Below are 21,739 nucleotides of genomic sequence, written 5' to 3' on the forward strand. Positions count from 1 at the left end.
AAAAATGATGTTTGTTAGGATTTTATTAATTATTGTTATTTTTGAAAGGACTAAACATCATAAAAATGGAAATATTAGGAATAGGGTCTAGAATTAATCACCCAGAACATGGTAAAGGCGTTGTCACAAACATAGATAGCAAACACTATTGGGTGACTTTTATTGAAAATGGTTTAGAAACCATTGCTTTAGATGATACTTTTGAGATTATTGAAACGACTAAAAACGAAGTAGATACGGTTAGTTTTTTTGATATTGAAAGTAGCCTAGTTAGCATTTTGAAATCCTATAGCGATGTCTCGGAAATTGTGCCAATTGGAGACAAGTGGAAAGGCGGAATGTTAGAATTAAAACCAGCAGATAGCAATTTAAAAAGTAAAGAGATTAAAATAGACGATTTTTTTAAGAAAATAACCATGGTCAGAGACAGGCTTAGAGTTATGGAACAAAAGGTTAACTCTAGTAATTTAGAGGCACAAGAAAAAGTAGATTTACAACAGTATATTACACGTATCTACGGAAGCTTAACCACATTTAATGTGTTGTTTAAGTCTAAAGAACAGCATTTTGTAGGCCAAAAAGGAAAGTGAAAATTAGACAACTAAAACACCAGTAAATAACGTTTTGTTTATTTGCTGGTTTTAATATTGTCCAATTCGATTCCTAAAAACAACAATTTATGGTGTGTTGGTAATTGTGCTCCTGTATTTGTTGTTTTCCAGCTATCCCATGACGCTTCCAAACCACCAATAGGTAGTATGTCAACCCACATTTTAAATGTAGTAGGTTTATAATCTTGATCTAAAATCCATAAATAAGAATCTCCTGGTGTACTTCCGCCTTGATTATAAGTGACTAATAAGGCGTCTTTACCATTGTGCTTAACAATACTGCGTGATACACCATTATCTAATACTTTATATGGTGCAACCAACCAAAACGAATCATTATTAAAGTAATCTGTTGCAGTTTTGATAAGGTCTGCATTGTTGGAGTCTTCCACTTTAAGCTTATCTATGTAAACCTCACTTGTATTTGGATTGTTTAGATTTAAAATGACTTTGTAGTTTTTCCAACTCACTTCGCAAGTGTTTTCTTTTTTGTTCCACTTGTAATGATGTCTGTTTTTAAAAGTCCATTCTAATACATTTGTAGCATCATATGCTGCCGAGTTTAACGCTATCAACATTTTATGAGCTAATATTTCTGCTTTTTCAGGTTGTGAACCTACAGGTAACTCTTCGTTGTATTTAAAATATAAAAATCCAAAAAACAGAAGACTTGGTAGCGTGAAAAATATAATTACTCCAGCGACTATTTTTAATATTTTTTTTGGTTTCATAAATTTAAGCGATTTTTTTTGTAAAAATAGTATTAAAAAATGGGTTTAAAACCCAAAAGCGGTGTCATCACCACGTTTATCTGCCCCAGCTTCTAATTGTCCATTGTCTAACACTAAAATACCATCTACTTTACCAATCACATCAGCATTTTCTTCGTTTATAATGTATCCTTTTGCTTTTAATTGCTCAATTAATTGTTGAGAAAACGAGTCAGGTTCCATTCTTATAGTATCTGGTAACCATTGGTGATGGAATCTTGGTGCATCTACAGCGTCTTGCATAGTCATGTCATATTCATGTACATTTAAAATGGTTTGCATCACAGAGGTGATTATTGTGGATCCACCAGGCGTACCCAAAGTCATATACAGTTGATCGTTTTTTTCAACAATAGTTGGTGTCATAGAGCTTAGCATGCGTTTTTCTGGTAAAATGGCATTTGCTTCCGCTCCAATTAATCCATACACATTTGGCACACCAGGTTTACTAGAAAAATCATCCATTTCGTTGTTAAAAAAGAACCCTAATTCTTGACTATATAATTTAGATCCGTAGCCTGAGTTTAATGTTGTTGTTACTGCAATAGCATTTCCAAATTGATCAACAATAGAGTAGTGGGTAGTTTCATCACTTTCAATAATTTGTACTTTACCATGAGATACTGTTGTTGATGCGGTCGCTGCATCAAAACTAAAATTAGACATTCTACTTTTAATATAACTTTCACTAAGTAATTGGTCTTGTGGTACGGTTACAAAATCAGGATCTCCTAGATAATAACTTCTGTCAGCGTAAGCACGACGCTCAGCTTCAGTTATAACTTGAATGGCTTTAAGCGAGTTGTGTCCAAATTCATCTAAATTATAATCTTCAATCTGTAACATGATTTGACCTAAACAAATTCCTCCACTTGAAGGCGGAGACATAGATATAATATTTAGGTTATCATACTCAAAAGTTACAGGTTGCCTCCATTGGGCTTCATAGCTTGCTAGGTCGTCAATTGTAATAATACCTCCATTCTTTTGAATAAAATCTGCTATTTTTTTAGCTGTTTCCCCTTTATAAAATTCATCACGTCCATTCAGCATTATCGCTTTAAGTGTTTTAGCAAGTTTAGGTTGTTTTATGGTGTCTTTAGCCTTCCATGCTTTACTAAATAAAATAGGTGTTTTGTTTACTTCTAAAAAAGCTAGGCGTTTGTCGTCTAATACTGCTTGGTCTTTTGTTGTTAGTACATAGCCTTTGTTAGCTAAGTCTATTACAGGTTGCATAATGGTTTCCATTGGAAGCGATCCAAATTTATCATGTACTTCAAATAGGCCAGCTATTGTACCAGGTACTCCAACTGCTAAACCGCCTTTAGTGCTTAAACCTGGTATGACATTGCCTAAACTGTCTAAATACATGTCTTTGGTGGCTAGCTTAGAGGCTTTTTCACGATAGTCTAAAGCACCAATACTTCCGTCTTCTAGGCGGTACACCATAAAACCACCACCACCAATATTACCTGCATAAGGATAGCAAACAGCCAAAGCAAGGTCTGTAGCAATCATGGCATCAAATACATTTCCGCCTTGTTTTAAAATAGCTGTTCCAATTTTAGACGCTTCTGCTTTAGCAGAAACCACCATAGCCTGATTTGTTATTAATCCGCGTTTATTATTGTTTTTACAACTAAATACTAAGCTTGAAAATAGGATTGCGATTAGTAGTTTTTTCATAGATATCAGGATTGTAATTGGGCTAAGGTTTTGTTTGAAAATGCGATTAATTCGTCAAAAAAACTAGTAAATTCCGCTTCAAATTCGTTGTAAAATTCTTCTAGTTCGTTTATGGCTAAATTCATTTTGGATCTGTTTTTAGTACGTTTATTCATACCTTCCAAAACTTTTCCAATACCTTCAATTGACGCATAACTAAGTAGCCAATTATCGGCTAACATATAAGGCATCATTTTTTGAATGCGTTGTGGTAAAATTTCAAAGTTGTCCTCTAAGGTGAGATAGAAATCATCAATGTAATTTGCTAACGGAATATCAGAATATTTTGACCAGTTTTTAGCTAAATAATGATCATATAATATGTCTACAATCACACCAGAGTAATGTCCGTAATTTTTGTGAAGTCGCTTGGTGCTTTTCCTTACCGTAGGATGTGCATCTGTGAAAGTGTCTATTTGAAGATGTAATTGTATCCCTATTTGGATTTGGTCATCAAAATCATCATATTTGTTACCCCTGATACCATCAGCAATAAAATTGCCAATGGTTATTTTTTTGTTATCTCCCGAAAGATATATATGTGCAAGAAAATTCATCTTATAAATATATATAAATTTAGTCTGTAAACTTTTAAAATTTGAAGCGATTACCCAATTTAGACGTCTTACGTTTTGTACTTGTCAGTATTGTAGTGTTTTTTCATTTGCCTCAATTGTGTAAAAACCAAGGGCTTCCGTACTTTATGGATGCGCCTATTTTTAATCGTGGTATTGAAGCGGTTTATTTGTTTTTTGTATTAAGTGGCTTTTTAATCATCAAAATAATTTACGATAATAAACAAGAAGGAACATTTTCAATAAAAAAGTTTTATGCCAGACGCGTATTAAGAATTTTTCCATTGTATTATTTAATCATGATTTTTGGGTATATTTTCTATTGGTTAGTTTTACCTAAATTAGGGATGGCTTATCATAATAATTACGCATTAACAGACAGTATTGTATTAACAACTTTTTTTATGCCTAATATTAGTGCTAAATTGTTTATGCCTGGCGGAATTCTAGAAGTATTATGGTCTATAGGTATTGAAGAACAGTTTTATATTCTTGTAGCTCCATTGTTGTTTTTTGTAAATAAAAACAGAGTCTTACAGCTATTAATAGTTTTAACTATTGGTTATTTTATAGTATTCCATTTGGACGTTTTTAGTTATTTTAAAAAGTACAATATGGTGTTTTTCTTTATGTTTTTTGGTGGTATAGTTGCTATTTTAGAAGATAAAAAGAAATTAGAGTTTTTAAAATATACAGCCCTAATACCTATTACAATTTTTACATTAACCGTATTGTATTTTACAACTACCGCTTTACATGTTATTGAAGGGTTTTGGTTTAACCTGGTATCTATGGTTTTATTTGGATTATTTGTTCACACTTTAGCTTATAATAACAGAGGCATACAAATAAAAAATAAAGCTCTAAATTATTTGGGGCAGATATCTTACGGATTATATATGTACAATGTTGTTGCATTATACGTTGTAGTTTACTTATTTTTGGAATTGCAAAAAACAATAAAGATTAACGCTGTTTTAATAATCATACTAATGTATTTGTTGACCTTTGCATTAACTGTAATAATAGCCCATTTTTCGTATAAATATTTTGAAGGCTATTTTTTAAAACTTAAAAACAAATTTAGATAATGACACTTATAAAATCTATATCAGGAATTAGAGGAACCATAGGAGGAACCGTAGGCGAAAACCTGACGCCTATTGATGCTGTAAAATTTGCCTCTGCTTACGGGACGTGGTTAAAACAACAACGCAACAAAACCGATTATAAAGTGGTGGTTGGACGTGATGCACGTTTATCTGGAGATATGATCCAAAACTTAGTCATGAATACTTTGGTTGGTTTAGGTATTCATGTAATAGATTTAAACCTGTCTACAACACCAACAGTAGAGATTGCGGTACCAATGGAACATGCTGATGGAGGGATTATACTAACTGCAAGTCATAACCCTAAACAATGGAACGCACTAAAATTGCTTAATGCTAAAGGTGAATTTTTAGATGGAGCCGAAGGACAAAAAATATTAGAAATAGCTGAGTCTGATAACATGACTTTTGCAGAGGTTGATGATTTAGGAAAAATCACCAAGAACGATGCTTATATAGATATCCATATAGATGAAGTTTTAGAGCTTGAATACGTTAACCAAAAGGCTATTGAAGCAGCTAATTTTAAAGTCGTAGTCGATGGTGTTAATAGTACTGGAGGAATTGCAATTCCTTTATTATTAGAGCGTTTAGGTGTAGAGGCTGTTAAATTGTATTGCGATCCAACAGGTCATTTTCCGCATAATCCAGAGCCTTTAAAAGAGCATTTAGGAGATTTGTCTAACGAAGTTAAAAAACATAATGCCGATTTTGGTATTGTTGTAGATCCTGACGTCGATCGTTTAGCGTTTATGGATGAAAACGGAGAGATGTTTGGCGAAGAATATACACTTGTTGCTTGTGCAGACTGGGTATTAAGTCAAAATCCAGGAAATACAGTCAGTAACATGAGCTCGACAAGAGCACTACGTGACGTCACTGAAAAACATGGCGGAACTTATGAAGCGTCTGCAGTTGGAGAGGTAAACGTCGTTACTTTAATGAAAAAAAATAACGCAGTTATTGGAGGAGAAGGTAATGGAGGTATCATTTATCCAGACTCTCATTATGGTCGTGATGCTTTAGTAGGTGTGGCTTTATTTTTAAGCCTACTTGCCGAAAGACAATTAAGTGTTAGTGCGCTACGTAAAACGTACACGAGCTATTTTATGAGTAAAAAGAAAATACAATTAACACCAAGCTTAGATGTTGATGCTATTTTAAAAGCTATGGAAGACAACTATAGCAACGAAAATCTAACCACTATTGATGGGGTTAAAATAGATTTTGCTGAAAGTTGGGCACATTTACGTAAAAGTAATACCGAGCCAATTATTAGAATTTATACCGAAGCTAAAAGCCAAACCGAAGCAGATAGCTTAGCAGATAAAATCATTGCAGAAATCAAACAAATCGCAAATATTTAGTATATTAATTGTAAATCATTGGGTTATGCATCATACAAACACACAAAGAACAGCAACTTCTAAATTAGAAACCTATTTCTCTCAGTTTAGGCAACATATTGTTGGTGTAGATCAAGAGTTTGAATCGCCTTACGGAAATCAAAAAATGGTGTACACAGATTGGACTGCTTCAGGACGTTTGTACAGACCCATTGAAGATAAATTATTACATCAGTTTGGTCCTTTTGTAGCTAATACACATACCGAAACGACTGTGTCAGGTACAGCCATGACTAATGCCTATCACAAAGCAAGACAAATAATAAAAGGTCACGTTAATGCTAATGCAGACGATGTATTGATTGTTGCAGGTAATGGTATGACTAGTGTGGTTAATAAGTTTCAACGTATTTTAGGAATTAAAATACCAGAAAACATACAAAAATATACCACAATTCCAGAGGCTATAAGACCTGTAGTGTTTGTGTCTCATATGGAGCATCATTCTAACCATACCTCATGGTTAGAGACTATTGCAAAAGTAGAAGTTATTCCTGCTGGTGAGGATGGTTTATTTAGTTTAGAAAATTTAGAAATTCTTTTAGAAAAACATAAAGAGTGTCCTTTAAAAATAGCATCTGTTATTGGCGGAAGTAATGTTACAGGTATCCAGACGCCTTACCATCAAATTGCAAAATTAATGCATAAAAATGGAGGTGTGTGTTTTGTAGACTTTGCCTGTTCGGCACCTTATGTAGACATAAACATGCATCCAGACCATCCAGACGAAGCTTTAGATGCGGTTTTCTTTTCGCCTCATAAGTTTTTAGGAGGACCCGGAACCTCAGGTGTTTTAGTATTTAATAAAAAGTTGTACAAAAACATGATACCAGATTGTCCTGGAGGTGGTACAGTCAGTTGGACTAATCCTTGGGGAGAACATAAGTATATAGATAATATTGAAGATCGTGAAGATGGTGGTACACCAGGTTTTTTACAAACCATAAAAACAGCCTTATCCATTAAATTAAAAGAGCAAATGGGTGTCAAAAACATGCTAGATCGTGAGCATGAGTTATTGCATCAAATATTTACAAATTTAGATGGTGTTGATAACCTGCATATTTTAGCAGGAGATCATAAAGACCGTTTAGGTGTCGTCTCCTTTTATATAGATAATTTACATTTTAATTTAGGAGTCAAATTACTTAACGATAAGTTTGGTATCCAAACTCGTGGTGGATGCAGTTGTGCAGGGACTTATGGACATTATTTATTACACGTAGATCAACAACAGTCTCATGATTTGGTTAACGAGATTTCTTTGGGTGATTTAATCCGTAAACCAGGTTGGATCCGTTTATCTGTTCATCCAACAACGACTTGTAATGAGGTCGATTATGTTTGCGAAAGCTTAATTGCTTTAGCTGAAAATCATGAAGAATGGGCCAAGGACTATGAGTATAACAAAGCAAACAACGAGTTTATACACAAAAGCTTTATTCCTAAAAATGATGTTAGAGTCAGTGATTGGTTTGAGTTATAAAATACAATGCCTTTTTAACTTTTAAATACATAAAAAAGCCCTTTATACTATTTAATAAAGGGCTTTTGTTTTACTTAAAATCTTCAGGAGATTTATCACGATGTTTCCAACGTTTATGGGTCCATAAGTAATATTGAGGCGCTTCTTCAATTTGTTGTTCAACCAATTTAAAAAAGGCATCAGTAATCTCGTAATCTTTATAATCGTTTGGATGTTCTGCTATGGTTTTAAACGTAGTTTCATAAAACCCTCTTTTTACTCGTTTTACAGCAAAAAACACCACAGACATGTCTAGTCTTTTAGCTAGTAATTCGGCTCCTGTATGAGCTGGGACGTGTATACCCATAAAGTCTAACCAATGGTGTGCTTTCCAAGGTTTAGGACTTTGGTCAGACACAAAACCGTTAATCGTTAATTCTCCTTTGTTTTTAGCCTCTTGTAAGGTGTCAAAGGTATCTTTAGTGGTAATTAAATACGAGTTGTATTTGGCTCTGATGCGTTTGACTAATTTATCAAAATACTTGTTCTCTAATCTTTTGTATACCGCATACCCTTTGCTACGTACATGATTTTGTAAAATAAAAATCCACTCCCAACTTCCATAATGTGCGCACATTAGTACAATGCTTCGGTTGTTGTTTTCATGTTTATGGATTTCTTCAATATTAGGAAACGTCATGCGCTTCATCATTTGTTTTTCACTAATGGTTAAAGATTTGATAGCTTCAACCACCATATCACATAGATGATGGTAGAATTTTTTTCGGATACTTACAATTTCCGCTTCAGACTTATTAGGAAAAACAAGATGTAAATTCTCTTTAACAGTTTTTTTTCTGTATCCAATAATGTGGTAGATTAAAAAGTACAATCCGTCAGAAAAAGCATACAATAGCCTAAACGGAAGTATTGATATTAACCATAAAAGGGGATAAATTAAAATATAGGCTAAAAATTGCATGAATACTTATTAATTTTGCTATTGCAAATATATGTTATATTTGACTTAAACTTAATCTAGACCATGGGTAATTTTAATATTATAACAATTATAATCATCGCAGCAAATGTGATTATCTCTTACAAGGGATTTGAAGATCGTGTGTTTTTTGAAAAGTATAAATTTAACGTTGGCGCGATAAAAAGAGGCGAGCAATTTAGGGTGTTTAGTTCTGGGTTTTTACATGTTAATCCGCAGCACTTATTATTTAACATGATAACGTTATACTTTTTTGCATGGTTAGTTATTGCAAGGGTAGGCGAGACTAAATTTATTGTCATTTACCTAGTCAGCTTGGTAGCAGGTAGTTTGCTATCGTTGGTTTTTAATAAAGATAATTACCATTATAGTGCAGTTGGAGCCAGTGGTGCAGTAATGGGTATTATTTACTCGGCTATATTATTTGACCCTTGGATGCAAATTAACTTTATAATTCCAGGTTGGGTGTTTGGTATTGGATATTTGTTATATTCCATTTACGGTATGAAAAAACAAATTGGTAACATTGGTCACGACGCACATTTTGGAGGTGCAGTTGGTGGTTATGTAACGACTTTAATAATAGCCCCTTGGTTATTAAAAACAGATTTAACCATGGTATTGGTATTAGCCATACCCATTGTTGTACTGTATGTCATGCAAAAAACAGGGAAGATTTAGTGGTCTAAAATCTCAGCAACCTTTTTTTCTAAAGCTTTACCACGTAAGTTTTTAGCAATAATTTTACCTTCACCATCTAAAATATATGTTGCAGGTATGGCACGTACACCATAAGTAGCTGCAATAGGCTCTTGCCAACCTTGTAGGTTAGATAAATGTTTCCAAGTCAATTTATCTTGTGCTATAGCATTTATCCAACGTTGTTTATGACCTTGTTTGTCTAAAGAGATACCCACTATTTCTAAACCTTTACTGTGGTACTTGTTATACATTTTAACCACGTTTGGATTTTCACGTCTACATGGTCCGCACCAACTAGCCCAAAAATCTAAAATAACTAGCTTACCTTTAATATCTTTTAAAGACAGGTCTTTACCTTCTGGTGTTTTTGCAGTAAAAGTAGGCGCATAATCCCCAATTTTAGTACCATAAACCATCGGTTTTTTTTGCTCTTGTACACAAGACAACGTAAAAGTAGCAACCAATACAAGTAAAATATAATGTTTCATGAGTGTAAGTGTTTCTAGCAAATATAAAATATAATAATTGATTTATTTATGTCTATTTTTGCAATATGATTTATAACGACACCATTGTAGCCTTAGCCACCGCTTCTGGAGCAGGAGCAGTAGCCATTATTAGATTGTCCGGAAAAGATGCTATAGCCATTGCTGATAGTTGTTTTAAATCCGTTACAAAACATAAAAGCCTTACAAATCAAAATACGCATACCATCCACTTAGGTTATATTATGGATGACAAACGTACTATTGATCAAGTATTGGTGTCGGTATTTAAAAACCCAAATTCTTACACAGGTGAAGATGTGGTAGAGGTGTCTTGTCATGGCTCGGTGTATATTCAGCAAGAAATTATACAATTATTTTTAAGACAAGGTTGTCGCATGGCAAATGCAGGCGAGTTTACCTTGCGTTCGTTTTTAAACGGGAAGCTAGATTTAAGTCAAGCCGAAGCGGTTGCCGATTTAATTTCCAGTGACAACGAGGCTTCACACCAAATTGCCATGCAACAAATGCGTGGTGGCTTTTCTAGCGAGATTGCTAAGCTTAGAGCTGAATTAATGAATTTTGCTTCGCTAATAGAATTAGAATTAGATTTTGCAGAAGAGGACGTCGAGTTTGCAGACCGTAAACAATTTAAGGATCTAGTCGAAAAAATCACTTTTGTTTTAAAACGATTAATAGATAGTTTTGCTGTAGGTAATGTGATTAAAAACGGAATTCCGGTAGCCATCGTAGGAGAACCTAACGTTGGTAAATCTACACTATTAAATGCATTGTTAAACGAAGAACGCGCTATTGTTAGTGACATTGCAGGAACCACACGTGATACCATTGAAGATGAGTTAGTCATTGAAGGGATTGGGTTTAGATTTATAGATACTGCAGGAATTAGAGAAACTAAAGATGTGGTTGAAAGTATAGGAATAAAAAAAACCTTCGAGAAAATGGAGCAAGCACAAGTAGTAGTGCTTCTTTTTTCTGCTGAAGAGTTTAAAACCGAAAGTCAACGTTTGATTATTGAAATAGAAAAGATTAAAAACAAGTTTCCGTTAAAGCCCTTAGTAATAATAGCTAATAAAATAGATACTTTAACTCCTACAGAGGTAGACGCCTTAAAGGTTCAGTTTGATGGTGTACATGTATTATCGGCTAAAACAGGTCAAGGCGTAGAGGAATTAAAAAATAAACTTATAGGATTTGTTAATACAGGAGCTTTGCGTAATAACGAAACGATTGTTACCAACACCAGACATTACGACTCGTTACTAAAAGCCTTTGAAGAGATCCAAAAAGTAAAAGCAGGTCTAGAAATGGGCTTGTCAGGAGACCTTATGGCTATAGATATTAGACAAGCCTTGTATCATTTTGGTGAAATTACTGGAGAGATTACAAGCGATGATTTACTAGGTAATATTTTTGCTAACTTCTGTATTGGGAAGTAACTTACTTTCTTTTATTTGTTAATCCCTTGTTATTATTGACTTTATAGTAATTTATCTTCTTTTATTTGTTGCTTATTTACTCTTTTTTGATTAAATTTGTTGTGTATCTGTTGCCTAAAATACGGATTTGTTGCCCAAATCTGTTGGCGAAGATACTGGCGAAATGATGCACCATAACGCACCACGTTGCACCATTACGCTACATAAAGCACCATTTATGAGCAGTAATTTATTCATTCCTAAAACTTGTAAGCATTGCGGTAATGCTTTTACAGCACGTACAACAGTTACTAAATACTGTGGTGATACTTGTGCAAAAAGAGCCTATAAAGCACGCAAGCGCAAAGAAAAAATTCAAGCTACTCTTACTGAAGATATACAACAACAAAAAGAAATTGTTGAGGTTCACAATTCTAATGCTGTAAATAACAAAGATTTTTTAAGTGTTACAGAAGCCTCACAACTTATTGGCGTGAGTAGATGGACCATTCAAAGAATGATACAACAAGGACGTTTAAAAGCAGTTCCTTTTGGTAGAAAGCGTATTGTGGCCAGATGGCAAATAGAAAACCTCTTTAATTAATTCCATTATGAAAGTAACATTAAGACAACGCAAAAAGAATAATAAGATTAGCCTGTATTTAGATTACTATCATAAAGGCAAACGTAAAACTGAATACTTGCGTTTATACCTTACACCAAATCCTAAAACCAAAACGGAAAGAGAGGTCAACAAGAAAACCAAGCAATTGGCTGAAACTATTTGTGCTCAAAGACAGATTGAAATTCAAAACGGTATTTATGGCTTTCAAGATATTGAAAAGCTAAAAGGCAGTTTTATTACTTACATCACAGCTTTAGCAGAAAAGAAGAATACAAGCTCTGGCAATTATGGGAATTGGAATAGTATGCTAAAACATTTAAAAAAGTTTTGTCCAACAGATGTTAGTTTTCAAGATATAGACAAATCGTTTGTTGAACGTTTCAAAGAGTATTTAGATAAAGATGCAATAGGTAGAGCAGGTAAGCAACTGTCTCAAAATTCTAAATATTCGTATTACGGTAAATTTTCAGCTGCATTAAAACAAGCGGTCAAGGATGGCATATTAAAAGTAAATCCTGCAAATGGTGTAGAGTATTTTAAACAAGGTGAACCTCAACGAGAATTTTTAACGCTTGATGAATTACAAAAGGCAGTTAATACAGAATGTGAACTGCCTATTTTAAAGAATGCTTTTATTTTTTCAGCTTTAACCGGATTACGTTGGTCAGATATTGAAAAACTAATATGGTCAGAAATCCAGCACTCAAAAGAAATGGGATATTATATCCGATTTAGGCAAAAGAAAACTAAAGGAGTTGAAACCTTACCAATATCAGACCAAGCAAGAAATCTATTAGGAGAAAAAGGTAATCCAGACGATAAAGTATTTGATGGCTTACATTATAGTGCCTGGTCTAATTTAAAATTACAACAATGGATGATGAAGGCAGGTATTACTAAAACTATTACGTTTCATTGTGCGCGTCATACCTACGCTACCTTACAATTAACTTTGGGTACAGACATATATACTGTATCAAAATTATTAGGTCATAAAGAGTTACGCACTACACAGATATATGCCAAAGTAATTGACGATAAAAAGAAAGAAGCTGCTAACCGTATTCAACTGGATTTATAATGAAAGGAAGTATATTTTCAAGTTTGGTTTCTATAACCAATGGCTTACATAGAGATAATAGACAGGAAAAGGATTTTAAATACCTACTGTCTGATTTTAAATTGAATCCAAAAGCCAATAATGCAGTTTTTAAAGTAAACTTTAAAAAGCCTTTAAATGCGAAAAAAGAATACTATCAAAAGCTAATATTTAATGAAACAGAAAATACAGTAGCATCATTTGTAAAGGAATTTCCGAAAATTGCAACTACACCAGAAAATAAATACAGCTATACCATTCTACTTAATAAATTTGATAAGTACTTAAATGACATTGCAACTTATATCAATAAAAGAGGTATAACAACAGATTTAAATAATGATGACAATTATATCATAAACTACTTAAAAGTATCTGTAATAAGGTTGTATGCTGAACTACAAGAGCAATACGGACAATTTTCGGAAAATACAAAATTCTCAATTTCTGAAATTGCAGAAAAATACTTTAATGATGAAACTTTTGATGTTAGCTTAATAGAAAAGAACACCACTAAAAAAGTTGCTACCAAAAAAACATCAAAAACGAAAGCAACACCCAAGACTTCTTTTGGATATAAAAGTAATGACACTTCAACTTTGCTAACTGTACTTAAACAAGTAAATCTAAAAATCGATTTGTTAGATAACCGCACAACTGTTGAACATTTGCACCAATTGTTATTAGCAAAAGATTTTGCAAATACAGAATCGCAAATTTATCTTCAATGCGAAACTACACAGTTTAGTTACCTTGTAACAAAACTTAAACCATTTTTTAATGGTTTCAATCCTACCTCAATAGAACGTTCTGGAAAATTTATTACTAAAACAGGTACGCTATTAAAGGCGAATAATCTTCACAAAAACAAAATTCACAACCCAAAAGAAAAGGAAGAAATAGATAAAATCATCCAACAACTGCAATAAAAAACAGTAAGAATAGTAAGAAACCTTACTGTTGTCTTACCCTTGTTTTACACTCTTACTAAAATCGGGAAGCCAATTTTCAACCTTTGTCCTGTTCTTGAAAACCAAGAATGACATTTGGCCAGATGTCCTCATTTATTTAAAACAAAATAAACGATGGACACAAATATCATCGAAAAGTTAGACCGCATTGAAAAACTCTTATTAGAGCAACAAACAATGCAAAAGCAAGTATTAAACTTTAATGAAACTTGCAAGTATTTAGAATTATCCCAATCGCACTTGTATAAACTCACAAGTACGGGAACCATTCCACATTATAAACCGAATGGTAAAAAGATTTATTTCCAAAGAGAAGAGTTAGACCATTGGTTACTGCGTAACCGTATGAACTCAAGAGACGAAATCGAACAGCAAGCTGCCGATTACCTTATTAAGAAAAGAGCGGTGAAGTTATGACTGAAATAATCGATTTACTCTTAACGCTCTCTCAAGAAATAAAGGACATTAAAGCACGTATCGAATTGTTACGACAATCGAGAGCAGAAGTATTAAAAGATACGTGGATAGACAATCAAGATGTATTGCAGACCTTACATATAAGTAAGCGAACGCTACAAACTTTAAGAACCAATGGCACTTTGCCTTACAGCAAAGTAAAAGGTAAATTTTACTATAAAGTTGCTGACATAGAGCAATTGCTTCAAGACAACTACTACAACCATAATTTCAAGCAAGATGGAAATAAGTAGAGAAGCAATTTTAGACAAAACACATTATGGTTTAAAAATCTATGCCTATGTGTTGAGACAGTATTATCCTAATCAAACAGTCCTTTCTGTAAAAGGAAGGGACTGTGGGATAACTCGAAACCCTTTTAATGGTGGTAAAGAAACCTTACGGATTCATATTGATGGTATTATAGCAACATATCGAGATACAGAATTAGAAGCCTTTAAAGGTGATGTATTCGATTTTGCACAATATCATTTTAGAATAACCGATGAAGAAGATTTGTACCAGAAGATAAATCAAGAGCTACATCTAAATTTAGAAGTCAAGGAAAAAGACGAATTGGAATGGCTTAATGAACCAGACTATACGTGGTATGCCAACTGTAGCTTTTTTAAAGCACCTGTTCGCAATGTGTTTCCTTCGGAAACCTTGCGATTACATCAAGTATTTGCATTAATCACAAGTAATAAATACAAAAAGATTACTGAAGAATTAAGAGCAATTACCAATGTAAAAGAAGCACGTAAATTCAAAGCGAATCGCTTTGATTACGTAACACTTTCAGGAACATTTGAAAAACGAAGCGATAACAATTTGCTAAAGCATTCTAATTTATTAACCATTGATTTTGACCATTTAGAGAATCTACAAGAGTTAAGAACACAGCTCTTAAATGATGAATATTTTGAAACCGAAATGCTATTCATATCACCATCTGGCGATGGCCTAAAATGGATTATTAGAATAGATATTTCAGAAGTAACACATTCAGAATATTTCACAGCAGTAGCAAATTACATTAAACACAATTATAACATTGAGGTTGACCAGTCAGGTAAAGACGTTTCCAGAGCGTGTTTTTTACCATATGACCCAACAGCCTTTTTACATAAAAGACATCAAGCATTATGACTAAAATATTTAAACCAAAAGATTGGTTAGAAGTTCCTAAAGAGCCAACAAAACCAAAAAGCAACACAGCAACAACTAATGTTGTTGCTGTTGCTGATAACGACATTGAATCCTACATTTCAGCAATCGAGCAATCAGGTACAGACATAACAGGAAGTTATGCCACTTGGAGAGATTTAGGCTTTGCTTTAGCAGAAGAATATGGAGAAATAGGTAGAGATTATTTCCACCGTATGAGTAAAAATTATGCAGGTTACGATGCTAAAGAGTGTGATGCACAATTCGATAAATGCTCAAACGCAAAAGGACACGGAATTAAAATTGCTACCTTTTATCACTATGCACATCAGTCAGGTATCAAACCGACTAAACAACAGTATAACAACGAAGTTGCAACAAACGTTGCAACTGTTGTCGATACAGCCAACCAATCAATGCCTACAATACCAGAAACGGTATATGAGAATTTGCCACAGTTTTTACAACAAGTTGTAAATCCTGCTAATGGACAAGAAGAAAAGGACATTTTATTGTTAGGTGCATTAACAGCATTTAGTACGTGTTTTCCTAAACTCTTTGGTATCTATGACCAACGTAGAGTATTCAGCAACTTATATTTATTTGTAACCGCACCTGCATCTGCAGGTAAAGGAAGACTTAACCAAATTAAAAATTTGGTAGAGCCTGTTCATAAATTAAAACGAGAACAAGCCAAAGTATTAAAGCAGCAATTTCAAGCAGAAACTGCTACTTATAATATGAATAAAGGCAAAGATGAAAACTTGGAAAAACCGAGTAAACCGCCAGAGCGAATGCTGTTCATTCCTGCTAACAATAGTGTAACAGGCGTATATCAATTAATTTCTGATAATAAAGGCAGAGGTTTAATTTTTGAAACCGAAGGCGATACATTAGCACAAGCCTTTAAAAGTGATTATGGCAATTATTCCGATGGATTTCGTAAAGCATTTCATCACGAAACCATAAGCTATTATCGTAGAACAGATAGAGAATATGTAGATATTGAGAAACCGTGCTTGTCAACAGTATTATCAGGCACACCTAAACAAGTGGCAACCTTAATACCCAATGCAGAAAATGGGCTATTTAGTCGCTTTATGTTTTACTATATGAATATAAAACCAACTTGGAAAAATGTATTTCAAAATAGTAATAAGTTAGGTTTAGATGATTACTATAACCAATTAGGTAGTGAGTTTTTAGAATTGTACAAAACGCTAAAAAACAACCCAGAGATTGAAATACGATTAACCACAACCCAACAACAGCAATTCAATACGTTCTTTGAATCCTTACAGACCAAATACATCAACCTACAACCCGAAGAGTACATCGCAACAATAAGGCGATTAGGCTTAATTGCGTTTAGGATAATGATGCTATTCACAGCATTCCGAATTATGGAGGATGGTGATGTAAACGCAACTAAAGAATGTGAGGATATAGATTTTGAAAATGCACTAACCATAATTTCAATTTTAGTAAAACACAGTAGTAAAGTATTTAATGATTTACCAATAGAGCAAAAAGCAACAAAACGCTTAAATAGAAAAGAACGCTTTTTAGAAAGTTTGCCAAAGCAATTTAGCAGACAAGAGTATTTAGATTTAGCCACAAAACAAAGCATCGCACACAAAACCGCAGAAGGCTATATTACCAAATTTGTTGATGCAGGTTTAATATACAGAGAAGCACACAACAACTATTCAAATCCTGCAAAGACATAGTTAAGGATTTTAAGGATTTAAGGATATGATTAAATTGACTTCCTCAAATCCTTAATATCCTCATTACCTGTTAATAACTGTTTATATCTTTTTATTTTCCTTTGGTTTCCTTTTGTTAAATTAGACAAAATTTGACAAGTCTAAATAATTCTATTATGGAGTTTGGAGAGTACATACGTTCATTGCGTGAAAAACGCAATTTGCTATTAAGGGAAATGGCTGCAAACCTAAATATGGATGTTGCCTATTTAAGTAAAATAGAACGAGGAAATCGGATGGCAAGACGCGAACAAGTAGTTGCTTTTGCCAAAACATTAAAAGAAGACGAAAACGAATTAATTAAGCTATGGATGTCCGAACAAATTGTACTAATGCTCAAAAATGAAAAGGAGCGTACGGAAATCCTCAAAATAGCTGAAGAAAAAATTAGTAAGATTGTAAAAAAGGGTTAGGATTTAAAGTAATTTATGTTTAAAGAGAATAAATATTATGGCGAGGTATGGTTTAAATCTGCAGAGGATAATAAGTGCTTTTGTGTATTAGAGTTAATTAATGATGAAGTACACATAACGACCAATTTGTCAGAAAGATTACCTGCCTATCAAATAGAGTTAATTTATGGGGTTTTTACAGGTTTAGGCTATTTAACTTTTGTAAACTGCAAGATTAAAAACAGTAGCAATGGAATAGTAGAGACTAAAACTTATAAGCCTAAATATACGTTTGCTTGTGCATATCATTTAATTGAACCTATAGGTTTGAAAATTAATGAATTTCAAATTGACAATTTAGCAATAGTGAGTTGGGTTAGAAAAATGCATTGGTATAATTCTTTAGAAGACAAACTTGAAAAAGAGGATGACGTAGTCCACAATACGAATATTACTGAAGACTTATCTATTAAAATCACAAAATCAACATCATATACTTCTAACCACAACTTTTTTAGAATGGACAATGTTGGATATGTCGATTTTAAATCAGAAAAAAAATTGAGTATTCTTGAGAGTATAGATTTATATAATTCATTTCAAAAATTATTTCATTTTTTATACGGTAAGTCTGTACAATTTAAAGCTTTTAATTTTAAATGTTTAAGCTGTGGTAATTGGGCTTCGTTATATTACAAGGATGATTTCAACAAAGAAAACATATCTGGTTTTATAGCGCTTGACTATGATACTATTAAAGATGATTTGTCCAATATAATTAAGCATTGGTATAACAATGAAGGCATAGGTTATTGTGCTGATATTATTATCGAAAATTTACTCTCGGTTAAAACGAGCCATAGTAGGCGATTTACAAATTCCTATACAGCTTTCGAAGCTTATAGTTTGAAATTTGGTAATAAGATTAAGAACTCATCTTTTGCCAAAGATTTATTAGAACAAAAGCAATTATTAGTCGATATAACTAATATTCCAGAAGATGATATTAAAACATATGTATCAAAGATTGTTCGTCATCGAGATTATTTAATACATCGCACTAAAACAAAAAACAATATTTTTTCACAGTTTGAACTATTGTATATATCCTTTTTATTAGATTATTTGGTTGGTTTAGGCTTGGTGAAACAAATGGAAGTTTCTGATAAAATTATTGAAAAAATAATAGAGCGTGCTAAATCTACATACCAAGATATGCAGTCTGTAAATAGACTACTAAACAAAGATTTATTAGTTGATAACAATAATAAAGTTCAACCTTCTATGTAAAATTACAATATAATTTCATTTATGCAAGAACACCTCAAAACCAACATACTAAACTTTAAATGGCCTAATAGTGCGCCTACTATTTATTTAACTTTAGAGGATATTGAAGGTAGTCATCCTATCCATAAATCTAAATTTTCAAGGCAGATAAAAGAGGTGTTTCCAGATGCAGACTTATCTAACAAAGACCAAATATTTACAACATTTACAACAGAAATACCAGATGCACCAAGCATTAAGCTAAATTTAGTAGATGGTAGAGAATTAAGAATTTATAAGCAATTCCTTAAACATAAATTAAGAAGCTATTTTAAATCGAAAGACTATATAGTAGTAAAAAACTTCGTTGGTGATGTACAAGTGTGGATGCCTTCAAAAAAAGGGAATACAGCAGACTATAACCTCTACTATAAATTTTCATTTAAGATACAGTTTGCAAAACTCACAGACTTACCAGAGTTAATTGTATCATACGATGGTACTTCAAAAGTCCTTACAACATCGGTTAAGGATATAGAGGATTCAGAGTTAATAAAACGTTGTGTATATGGTCAAAAAACGTTCAATTACCAAATGGACCTCGATACAGAGGAAAAACAAGAATTTTACAATGCTATTCAGTTTGACCAAGCATACCCAATTTTTAATTTGTCATTAGCACGAGCATTAGATATACCTATTGAGGAACCTATAAGACCAATTAATAAATATCAAAAGTACGTAGCACTTATTAATAATTTTGCAACCAACTATCTGTTTAAAGAAGATTTTAAAGTCATATTTCCATTTAAAACTGATACGTTTATAGATGTGCCACTCAATCGTATCAACCATATCGACCCACAAGTAGGTTTATTGGAATTTGGTAAAGACCAATACGGTAACAAGAAAACCCATTTAGTGCCTAAAAAGGCAATGAATATCCTAAACCCTTACAGACGTCCAAACAATCAAAATATCAAGATATTTTTCATTTGCCATACTTCTCATAAAGATTCGGTATTGTCTTTCTATCAAAATTTAAAGGAAGGTGTAAATACAGAAAAGAATTATTATAAAGGATTAGAAGCCTATGTGAACATTAAAGCATCATCATCCAAAGAACACTTCATTGAATTTACCAACGAAAACGACCCAATACCAGAAATAATTGAAAAGTTAGAGAGTTTAACCTTCGACCACGATAATGTGCTTTACGCAGCTTTTTATTTAAGTCCTTTCGATAAGTTCACACAAAATCCCGAAGACCGCGAAATCTATATTCAAATCAAAGAACTGTTTTTAAATGAAGGCATTGTTACACAAGTGGTAGATTATGAAAAAATGGTGGTCAATATCGAGAATCAATACAACTTCCAATTTTCATTACAAAATATGGCGTTAGCTATTCACGCCAAATTAGGTGGCGCACCTTGGAAACTTGCAGTAACCGATAAAAAAGAATTAGTAATAGGTGTTGGTGCATTTACCAATCAAGGCGAAAACAGACGTTATATAGCAAGTGCCTTTAGTTTTCAAAACAATGGCTTATTTAGAAAGTTCGAATATTTTGACCAAAGCGAAACAGACCTATTGGCAGGAAGTATATGTAAAGCCATTAGAGATTTTACATCGGTTGCAGAAGCAGATAAAGTAGTCATTCACTTCTATAAGGAAATGAGTTACGAGGAACTAAAACCAATTATTAGAGGAATGCATACATTAGGGTTAAAAATTCCGCTCTACATTCTAAATATCAATAAAACAGAAGCAGAAGATATTATTGCTTACGACCTTAATTGGAACAAAAAGTTAATGCCTGTAAGTGGTACATACATACGTATTAGCGAAAATCAATTTTTGTTGTTTAATAATGCACGTTACCCTAATTCACAGCGGTATTCAGATACAGATGGTTATCCGTTCCCAATAAAAATTAAGGTAAGCAGTCCAGATGAAGATGCTTTTGAAGATGCAGATGTAGTGTTAGAATTATTAACACAAGTGTATCAGTTTAGCAGATTATATTGGAAATCGCTTCGACAACAAAATGTACCAATCACAATAAAATATCCAGAAATGGTAGCACAAATAGCACCACGTTTTAATAATGGCGTTCCAGACGATGCTAAAGATGCTCTATGGTTTTTGTAATTTACCAATCAATTTATTTGCAACACCATTGCATTCAATAATTTGTATATTTGTATAAATTATATGAAAATATTTGTTTCCATATCGATGTCTATTTTATTCTTTTTTCAAGGGATAAGCATAGATATGGACTTTTGTGGTCCAATTAAAGAAATTTCAAATGTAATTACCCATTATCAAGACCATAAAGTTTATGGAGACTCTTTCTTTGAATATGTAGTTGAAGATTACATTGACAGCGATGCTAAAAATGAAGAGCAACATCATAACCCTGACAAGGAGAATACACCAGTCCATTCCCATAATCAATGTTGTCACCCTTTAGTGTTAATTATTGCGAAAAATAATTTGGCATTAAACAATCGACTAAAGTTTGAAGAGAAAAAACAATATAATTTACATAAAGCAAACTTCACTTCCAGATATTTGGAATCACTTTTTCAACCACCTAAAGTATAATTCAGTTTTTAATGGATAATTATATCCAATTTTGAGCCTAAAGGGTTCTTTTCATTTCGTGTAATTCTATTTCTTATATCAGAATTAT

General features: G+C 33.0%; 22 protein-coding genes. 17 read left to right on the top strand and 5 right to left on the bottom strand.

What is annotated here, in order from left to right; all coding sequences use genetic code 11:
* Window positions 1-65 precede the first annotated feature (65 nt).
* Entirely contained in the window at window positions 66-590 is a 525-nt protein-coding gene (locus tag JAO71_RS06650; protein ID WP_116823073.1) for a hypothetical protein, read from the top strand.
* Between the two features lie 38 nt (window positions 591-628).
* Here JAO71_RS06650 and JAO71_RS06655 read toward each other — a convergent pair whose 3' ends face one another.
* From JAO71_RS06655 to JAO71_RS06665, 3 genes are read right to left on the bottom strand one after another with little or no spacing between them, the layout of a single operon-like run.
* Window positions 629-1,342, bottom strand: coding sequence for a hypothetical protein (locus JAO71_RS06655; protein WP_028291145.1), 714 nt, complete (start codon window positions 1,340-1,342; stop codon window positions 629-631).
* A 45-nt stretch (window positions 1,343-1,387) separates the two neighbouring features.
* Complete coding sequence (gene ggt, locus JAO71_RS06660; protein WP_116823072.1) at window positions 1,388-3,067, bottom strand: gamma-glutamyltransferase; 1,680 nt, start codon at window positions 3,065-3,067, stop codon at window positions 1,388-1,390.
* Window positions 3,068-3,072: 5 nt separating this feature from the next.
* Window positions 3,073-3,663, bottom strand: coding sequence for an acyl carrier protein phosphodiesterase (locus tag JAO71_RS06665; protein ID WP_116823071.1), 591 nt, complete (start codon window positions 3,661-3,663; stop codon window positions 3,073-3,075).
* Window positions 3,664-3,704: 41 nt separating this feature from the next.
* Here JAO71_RS06665 and JAO71_RS06670 point away from each other — a divergent pair, with 41 nt between their 5' ends.
* Genes JAO71_RS06670 through JAO71_RS06680 form a run of 3 tightly spaced genes read left to right on the top strand, consistent with a single transcriptional unit; the run spans window position 3,705 to window position 7,685 of the window.
* A complete protein-coding gene (locus JAO71_RS06670; RefSeq protein ID WP_116823070.1) occupies window positions 3,705-4,772 on the top strand; it encodes an acyltransferase family protein in 1,068 nt (355 codons plus the stop codon).
* On the top strand, window positions 4,772-6,160 hold the full coding sequence (gene glmM, locus JAO71_RS06675; protein WP_116823069.1) for a phosphoglucosamine mutase: 1,389 nt from the start codon (window positions 4,772-4,774) through the stop codon (window positions 6,158-6,160). Before JAO71_RS06670 ends, glmM begins: the two co-directional genes overlap by 1 nt.
* A 25-nt stretch (window positions 6,161-6,185) precedes the next feature.
* Window positions 6,186-7,685 carry an aminotransferase class V-fold PLP-dependent enzyme gene (locus JAO71_RS06680; protein ID WP_202999751.1) on the top strand — a complete coding sequence of 500 codons (1,500 nt, stop codon included), beginning with the start codon at window positions 6,186-6,188 and terminating at the stop codon, window positions 7,683-7,685.
* Window positions 7,686-7,755: 70 nt separating this feature from the next.
* Here the strand turns inward: JAO71_RS06680 and JAO71_RS06685 are convergent, their stop codons facing one another.
* Window positions 7,756-8,646, bottom strand: coding sequence for a lysophospholipid acyltransferase family protein (locus tag JAO71_RS06685; RefSeq protein ID WP_116823067.1), 891 nt, complete (start codon window positions 8,644-8,646; stop codon window positions 7,756-7,758).
* A gap of 63 nt (window positions 8,647-8,709) precedes the next feature.
* On the opposite strand from JAO71_RS06685, the gene JAO71_RS06690 reads away from it, so the two are divergent.
* Window positions 8,710-9,345 carry a rhomboid family intramembrane serine protease gene (locus JAO71_RS06690; protein WP_028291138.1) on the top strand — a complete coding sequence of 212 codons (636 nt, stop codon included), beginning with the start codon at window positions 8,710-8,712 and terminating at the stop codon, window positions 9,343-9,345.
* Here the strand turns inward: JAO71_RS06690 and JAO71_RS06695 are convergent.
* Complete coding sequence (locus tag JAO71_RS06695; protein WP_028606392.1) at window positions 9,342-9,854, bottom strand: peroxiredoxin family protein; 513 nt, start codon at window positions 9,852-9,854, stop codon at window positions 9,342-9,344. The two genes, JAO71_RS06690 and JAO71_RS06695, sit on opposite strands and share 4 nt — an antisense overlap.
* 65 nt (window positions 9,855-9,919) lie before the next feature.
* On the opposite strand from JAO71_RS06695, the gene mnmE reads away from it, so the two are divergent.
* The 12 genes from mnmE (at window position 9,920) to JAO71_RS06755 (ending at window position 21,651) form a co-directional block, all read left to right on the top strand.
* The gene (gene mnmE, locus JAO71_RS06700; protein ID WP_116823066.1) at window positions 9,920-11,311 is read left to right on the top strand and encodes a tRNA uridine-5-carboxymethylaminomethyl(34) synthesis GTPase MnmE; all 1,392 of its coding nucleotides are present in this window, start codon (window positions 9,920-9,922) and stop codon (window positions 11,309-11,311) included.
* A 130-nt stretch (window positions 11,312-11,441) separates the two neighbouring features.
* On the top strand, window positions 11,442-11,894 hold the full coding sequence (locus JAO71_RS06705) for a helix-turn-helix domain-containing protein (RefSeq protein ID WP_224740648.1): 453 nt from the start codon (window positions 11,442-11,444) through the stop codon (window positions 11,892-11,894).
* Window positions 11,895-11,901: 7 nt separating this feature from the next.
* A complete protein-coding gene (locus JAO71_RS06710; RefSeq protein ID WP_105045964.1) occupies window positions 11,902-12,996 on the top strand; it encodes a site-specific integrase in 1,095 nt (364 codons plus the stop codon).
* The gene (locus JAO71_RS06715) at window positions 12,996-13,943 is read left to right on the top strand and encodes a DUF6617 family protein (RefSeq protein ID WP_202999753.1); all 948 of its coding nucleotides are present in this window, start codon (window positions 12,996-12,998) and stop codon (window positions 13,941-13,943) included. Before JAO71_RS06710 ends, JAO71_RS06715 begins: the two co-directional genes overlap by 1 nt.
* A 156-nt stretch (window positions 13,944-14,099) precedes the next feature.
* Window positions 14,100-14,402: a helix-turn-helix domain-containing protein gene (locus JAO71_RS06720; RefSeq protein ID WP_202999755.1), complete on the top strand. Its 303-nt coding sequence runs from the start codon at window positions 14,100-14,102 to the stop codon at window positions 14,400-14,402.
* Window positions 14,399-14,695: a helix-turn-helix domain-containing protein gene (locus tag JAO71_RS06725; RefSeq protein ID WP_013622771.1), complete on the top strand. Its 297-nt coding sequence runs from the start codon at window positions 14,399-14,401 to the stop codon at window positions 14,693-14,695. Before JAO71_RS06720 ends, JAO71_RS06725 begins: the two co-directional genes overlap by 4 nt.
* Entirely contained in the window at window positions 14,682-15,590 is a 909-nt protein-coding gene (locus JAO71_RS06730) for a BT4734/BF3469 family protein (RefSeq protein WP_038506999.1), read from the top strand. Before JAO71_RS06725 ends, JAO71_RS06730 begins: the two co-directional genes overlap by 14 nt.
* Window positions 15,587-17,338 carry a DUF3987 domain-containing protein gene (locus JAO71_RS06735; protein WP_038507001.1) on the top strand — a complete coding sequence of 584 codons (1,752 nt, stop codon included), beginning with the start codon at window positions 15,587-15,589 and terminating at the stop codon, window positions 17,336-17,338. The genes JAO71_RS06730 and JAO71_RS06735 overlap by 4 nt, the downstream gene beginning before the upstream one ends.
* Window positions 17,339-17,493: 155 nt before the next feature.
* A complete protein-coding gene (locus JAO71_RS06740) occupies window positions 17,494-17,790 on the top strand; it encodes a helix-turn-helix domain-containing protein (RefSeq protein ID WP_038507003.1) in 297 nt (98 codons plus the stop codon).
* Window positions 17,791-17,805: 15 nt separating this feature from the next.
* A complete protein-coding gene (locus JAO71_RS06745; RefSeq protein WP_013622775.1) occupies window positions 17,806-19,059 on the top strand; it encodes an ApeA N-terminal domain 1-containing protein in 1,254 nt (417 codons plus the stop codon).
* A gap of 21 nt (window positions 19,060-19,080) precedes the next feature.
* Window positions 19,081-21,192 (top strand): Piwi domain-containing protein, encoded by a 2,112-nt coding sequence (locus tag JAO71_RS06750; protein ID WP_054851363.1) that lies wholly within the window; start codon window positions 19,081-19,083, stop codon window positions 21,190-21,192.
* A gap of 63 nt (window positions 21,193-21,255) precedes the next feature.
* A complete protein-coding gene (locus JAO71_RS06755; RefSeq protein WP_224740649.1) occupies window positions 21,256-21,651 on the top strand; it encodes a hypothetical protein in 396 nt (131 codons plus the stop codon).
* Window positions 21,652-21,739 lie beyond the last annotated feature (88 nt).

The sequence above is a fragment of the Olleya sediminilitoris genome (genome assembly GCF_016785945.1).
Lineage (GTDB): Bacteria > Bacteroidota > Bacteroidia > Flavobacteriales > Flavobacteriaceae > Olleya > Olleya sediminilitoris.

Bases quoted from the DNA above. Each gene is read 5' to 3' on its own strand.
- JAO71_RS06650 (WP_116823073.1), top strand. From the start codon at position 66: ATGGAAATATTAGGAATAGGGTCTAGAATTAATCACCCAGAACATGGT.
- JAO71_RS06720 (WP_202999755.1), top strand. From the start codon at position 14,100: ATGGACACAAATATCATCGAAAAGTTAGACCGCATTGAAAAACTCTTA.
- glmM (WP_116823069.1), top strand. From the start codon at position 4,772: ATGACACTTATAAAATCTATATCAGGAATTAGAGGAACCATAGGAGGA.
- JAO71_RS06745 (WP_013622775.1), top strand. From the start codon at position 17,806: ATGTTTAAAGAGAATAAATATTATGGCGAGGTATGGTTTAAATCTGCA.
- JAO71_RS06680 (WP_202999751.1), top strand. From the start codon at position 6,186: ATGCATCATACAAACACACAAAGAACAGCAACTTCTAAATTAGAAACC.
- JAO71_RS06685 (WP_116823067.1), bottom strand. From the start codon at position 8,646: ATGCAATTTTTAGCCTATATTTTAATTTATCCCCTTTTATGGTTAATA.
- JAO71_RS06725 (WP_013622771.1), top strand. From the start codon at position 14,399: ATGACTGAAATAATCGATTTACTCTTAACGCTCTCTCAAGAAATAAAG.
- JAO71_RS06740 (WP_038507003.1), top strand. From the start codon at position 17,494: ATGGAGTTTGGAGAGTACATACGTTCATTGCGTGAAAAACGCAATTTG.
- JAO71_RS06755 (WP_224740649.1), top strand. From the start codon at position 21,256: ATGAAAATATTTGTTTCCATATCGATGTCTATTTTATTCTTTTTTCAA.
- JAO71_RS06735 (WP_038507001.1), top strand. From the start codon at position 15,587: ATGACTAAAATATTTAAACCAAAAGATTGGTTAGAAGTTCCTAAAGAG.
- JAO71_RS06665 (WP_116823071.1), bottom strand. From the start codon at position 3,663: ATGAATTTTCTTGCACATATATATCTTTCGGGAGATAACAAAAAAATA.
- JAO71_RS06715 (WP_202999753.1), top strand. From the start codon at position 12,996: ATGAAAGGAAGTATATTTTCAAGTTTGGTTTCTATAACCAATGGCTTA.
- JAO71_RS06690 (WP_028291138.1), top strand. From the start codon at position 8,710: ATGGGTAATTTTAATATTATAACAATTATAATCATCGCAGCAAATGTG.
- JAO71_RS06750 (WP_054851363.1), top strand. From the start codon at position 19,081: ATGCAAGAACACCTCAAAACCAACATACTAAACTTTAAATGGCCTAAT.
- JAO71_RS06730 (WP_038506999.1), top strand. From the start codon at position 14,682: ATGGAAATAAGTAGAGAAGCAATTTTAGACAAAACACATTATGGTTTA.
- ggt (WP_116823072.1), bottom strand. From the start codon at position 3,067: ATGAAAAAACTACTAATCGCAATCCTATTTTCAAGCTTAGTATTTAGT.
- mnmE (WP_116823066.1), top strand. From the start codon at position 9,920: ATGATTTATAACGACACCATTGTAGCCTTAGCCACCGCTTCTGGAGCA.
- JAO71_RS06710 (WP_105045964.1), top strand. From the start codon at position 11,902: ATGAAAGTAACATTAAGACAACGCAAAAAGAATAATAAGATTAGCCTG.
- JAO71_RS06695 (WP_028606392.1), bottom strand. From the start codon at position 9,854: ATGAAACATTATATTTTACTTGTATTGGTTGCTACTTTTACGTTGTCT.
- JAO71_RS06655 (WP_028291145.1), bottom strand. From the start codon at position 1,342: ATGAAACCAAAAAAAATATTAAAAATAGTCGCTGGAGTAATTATATTT.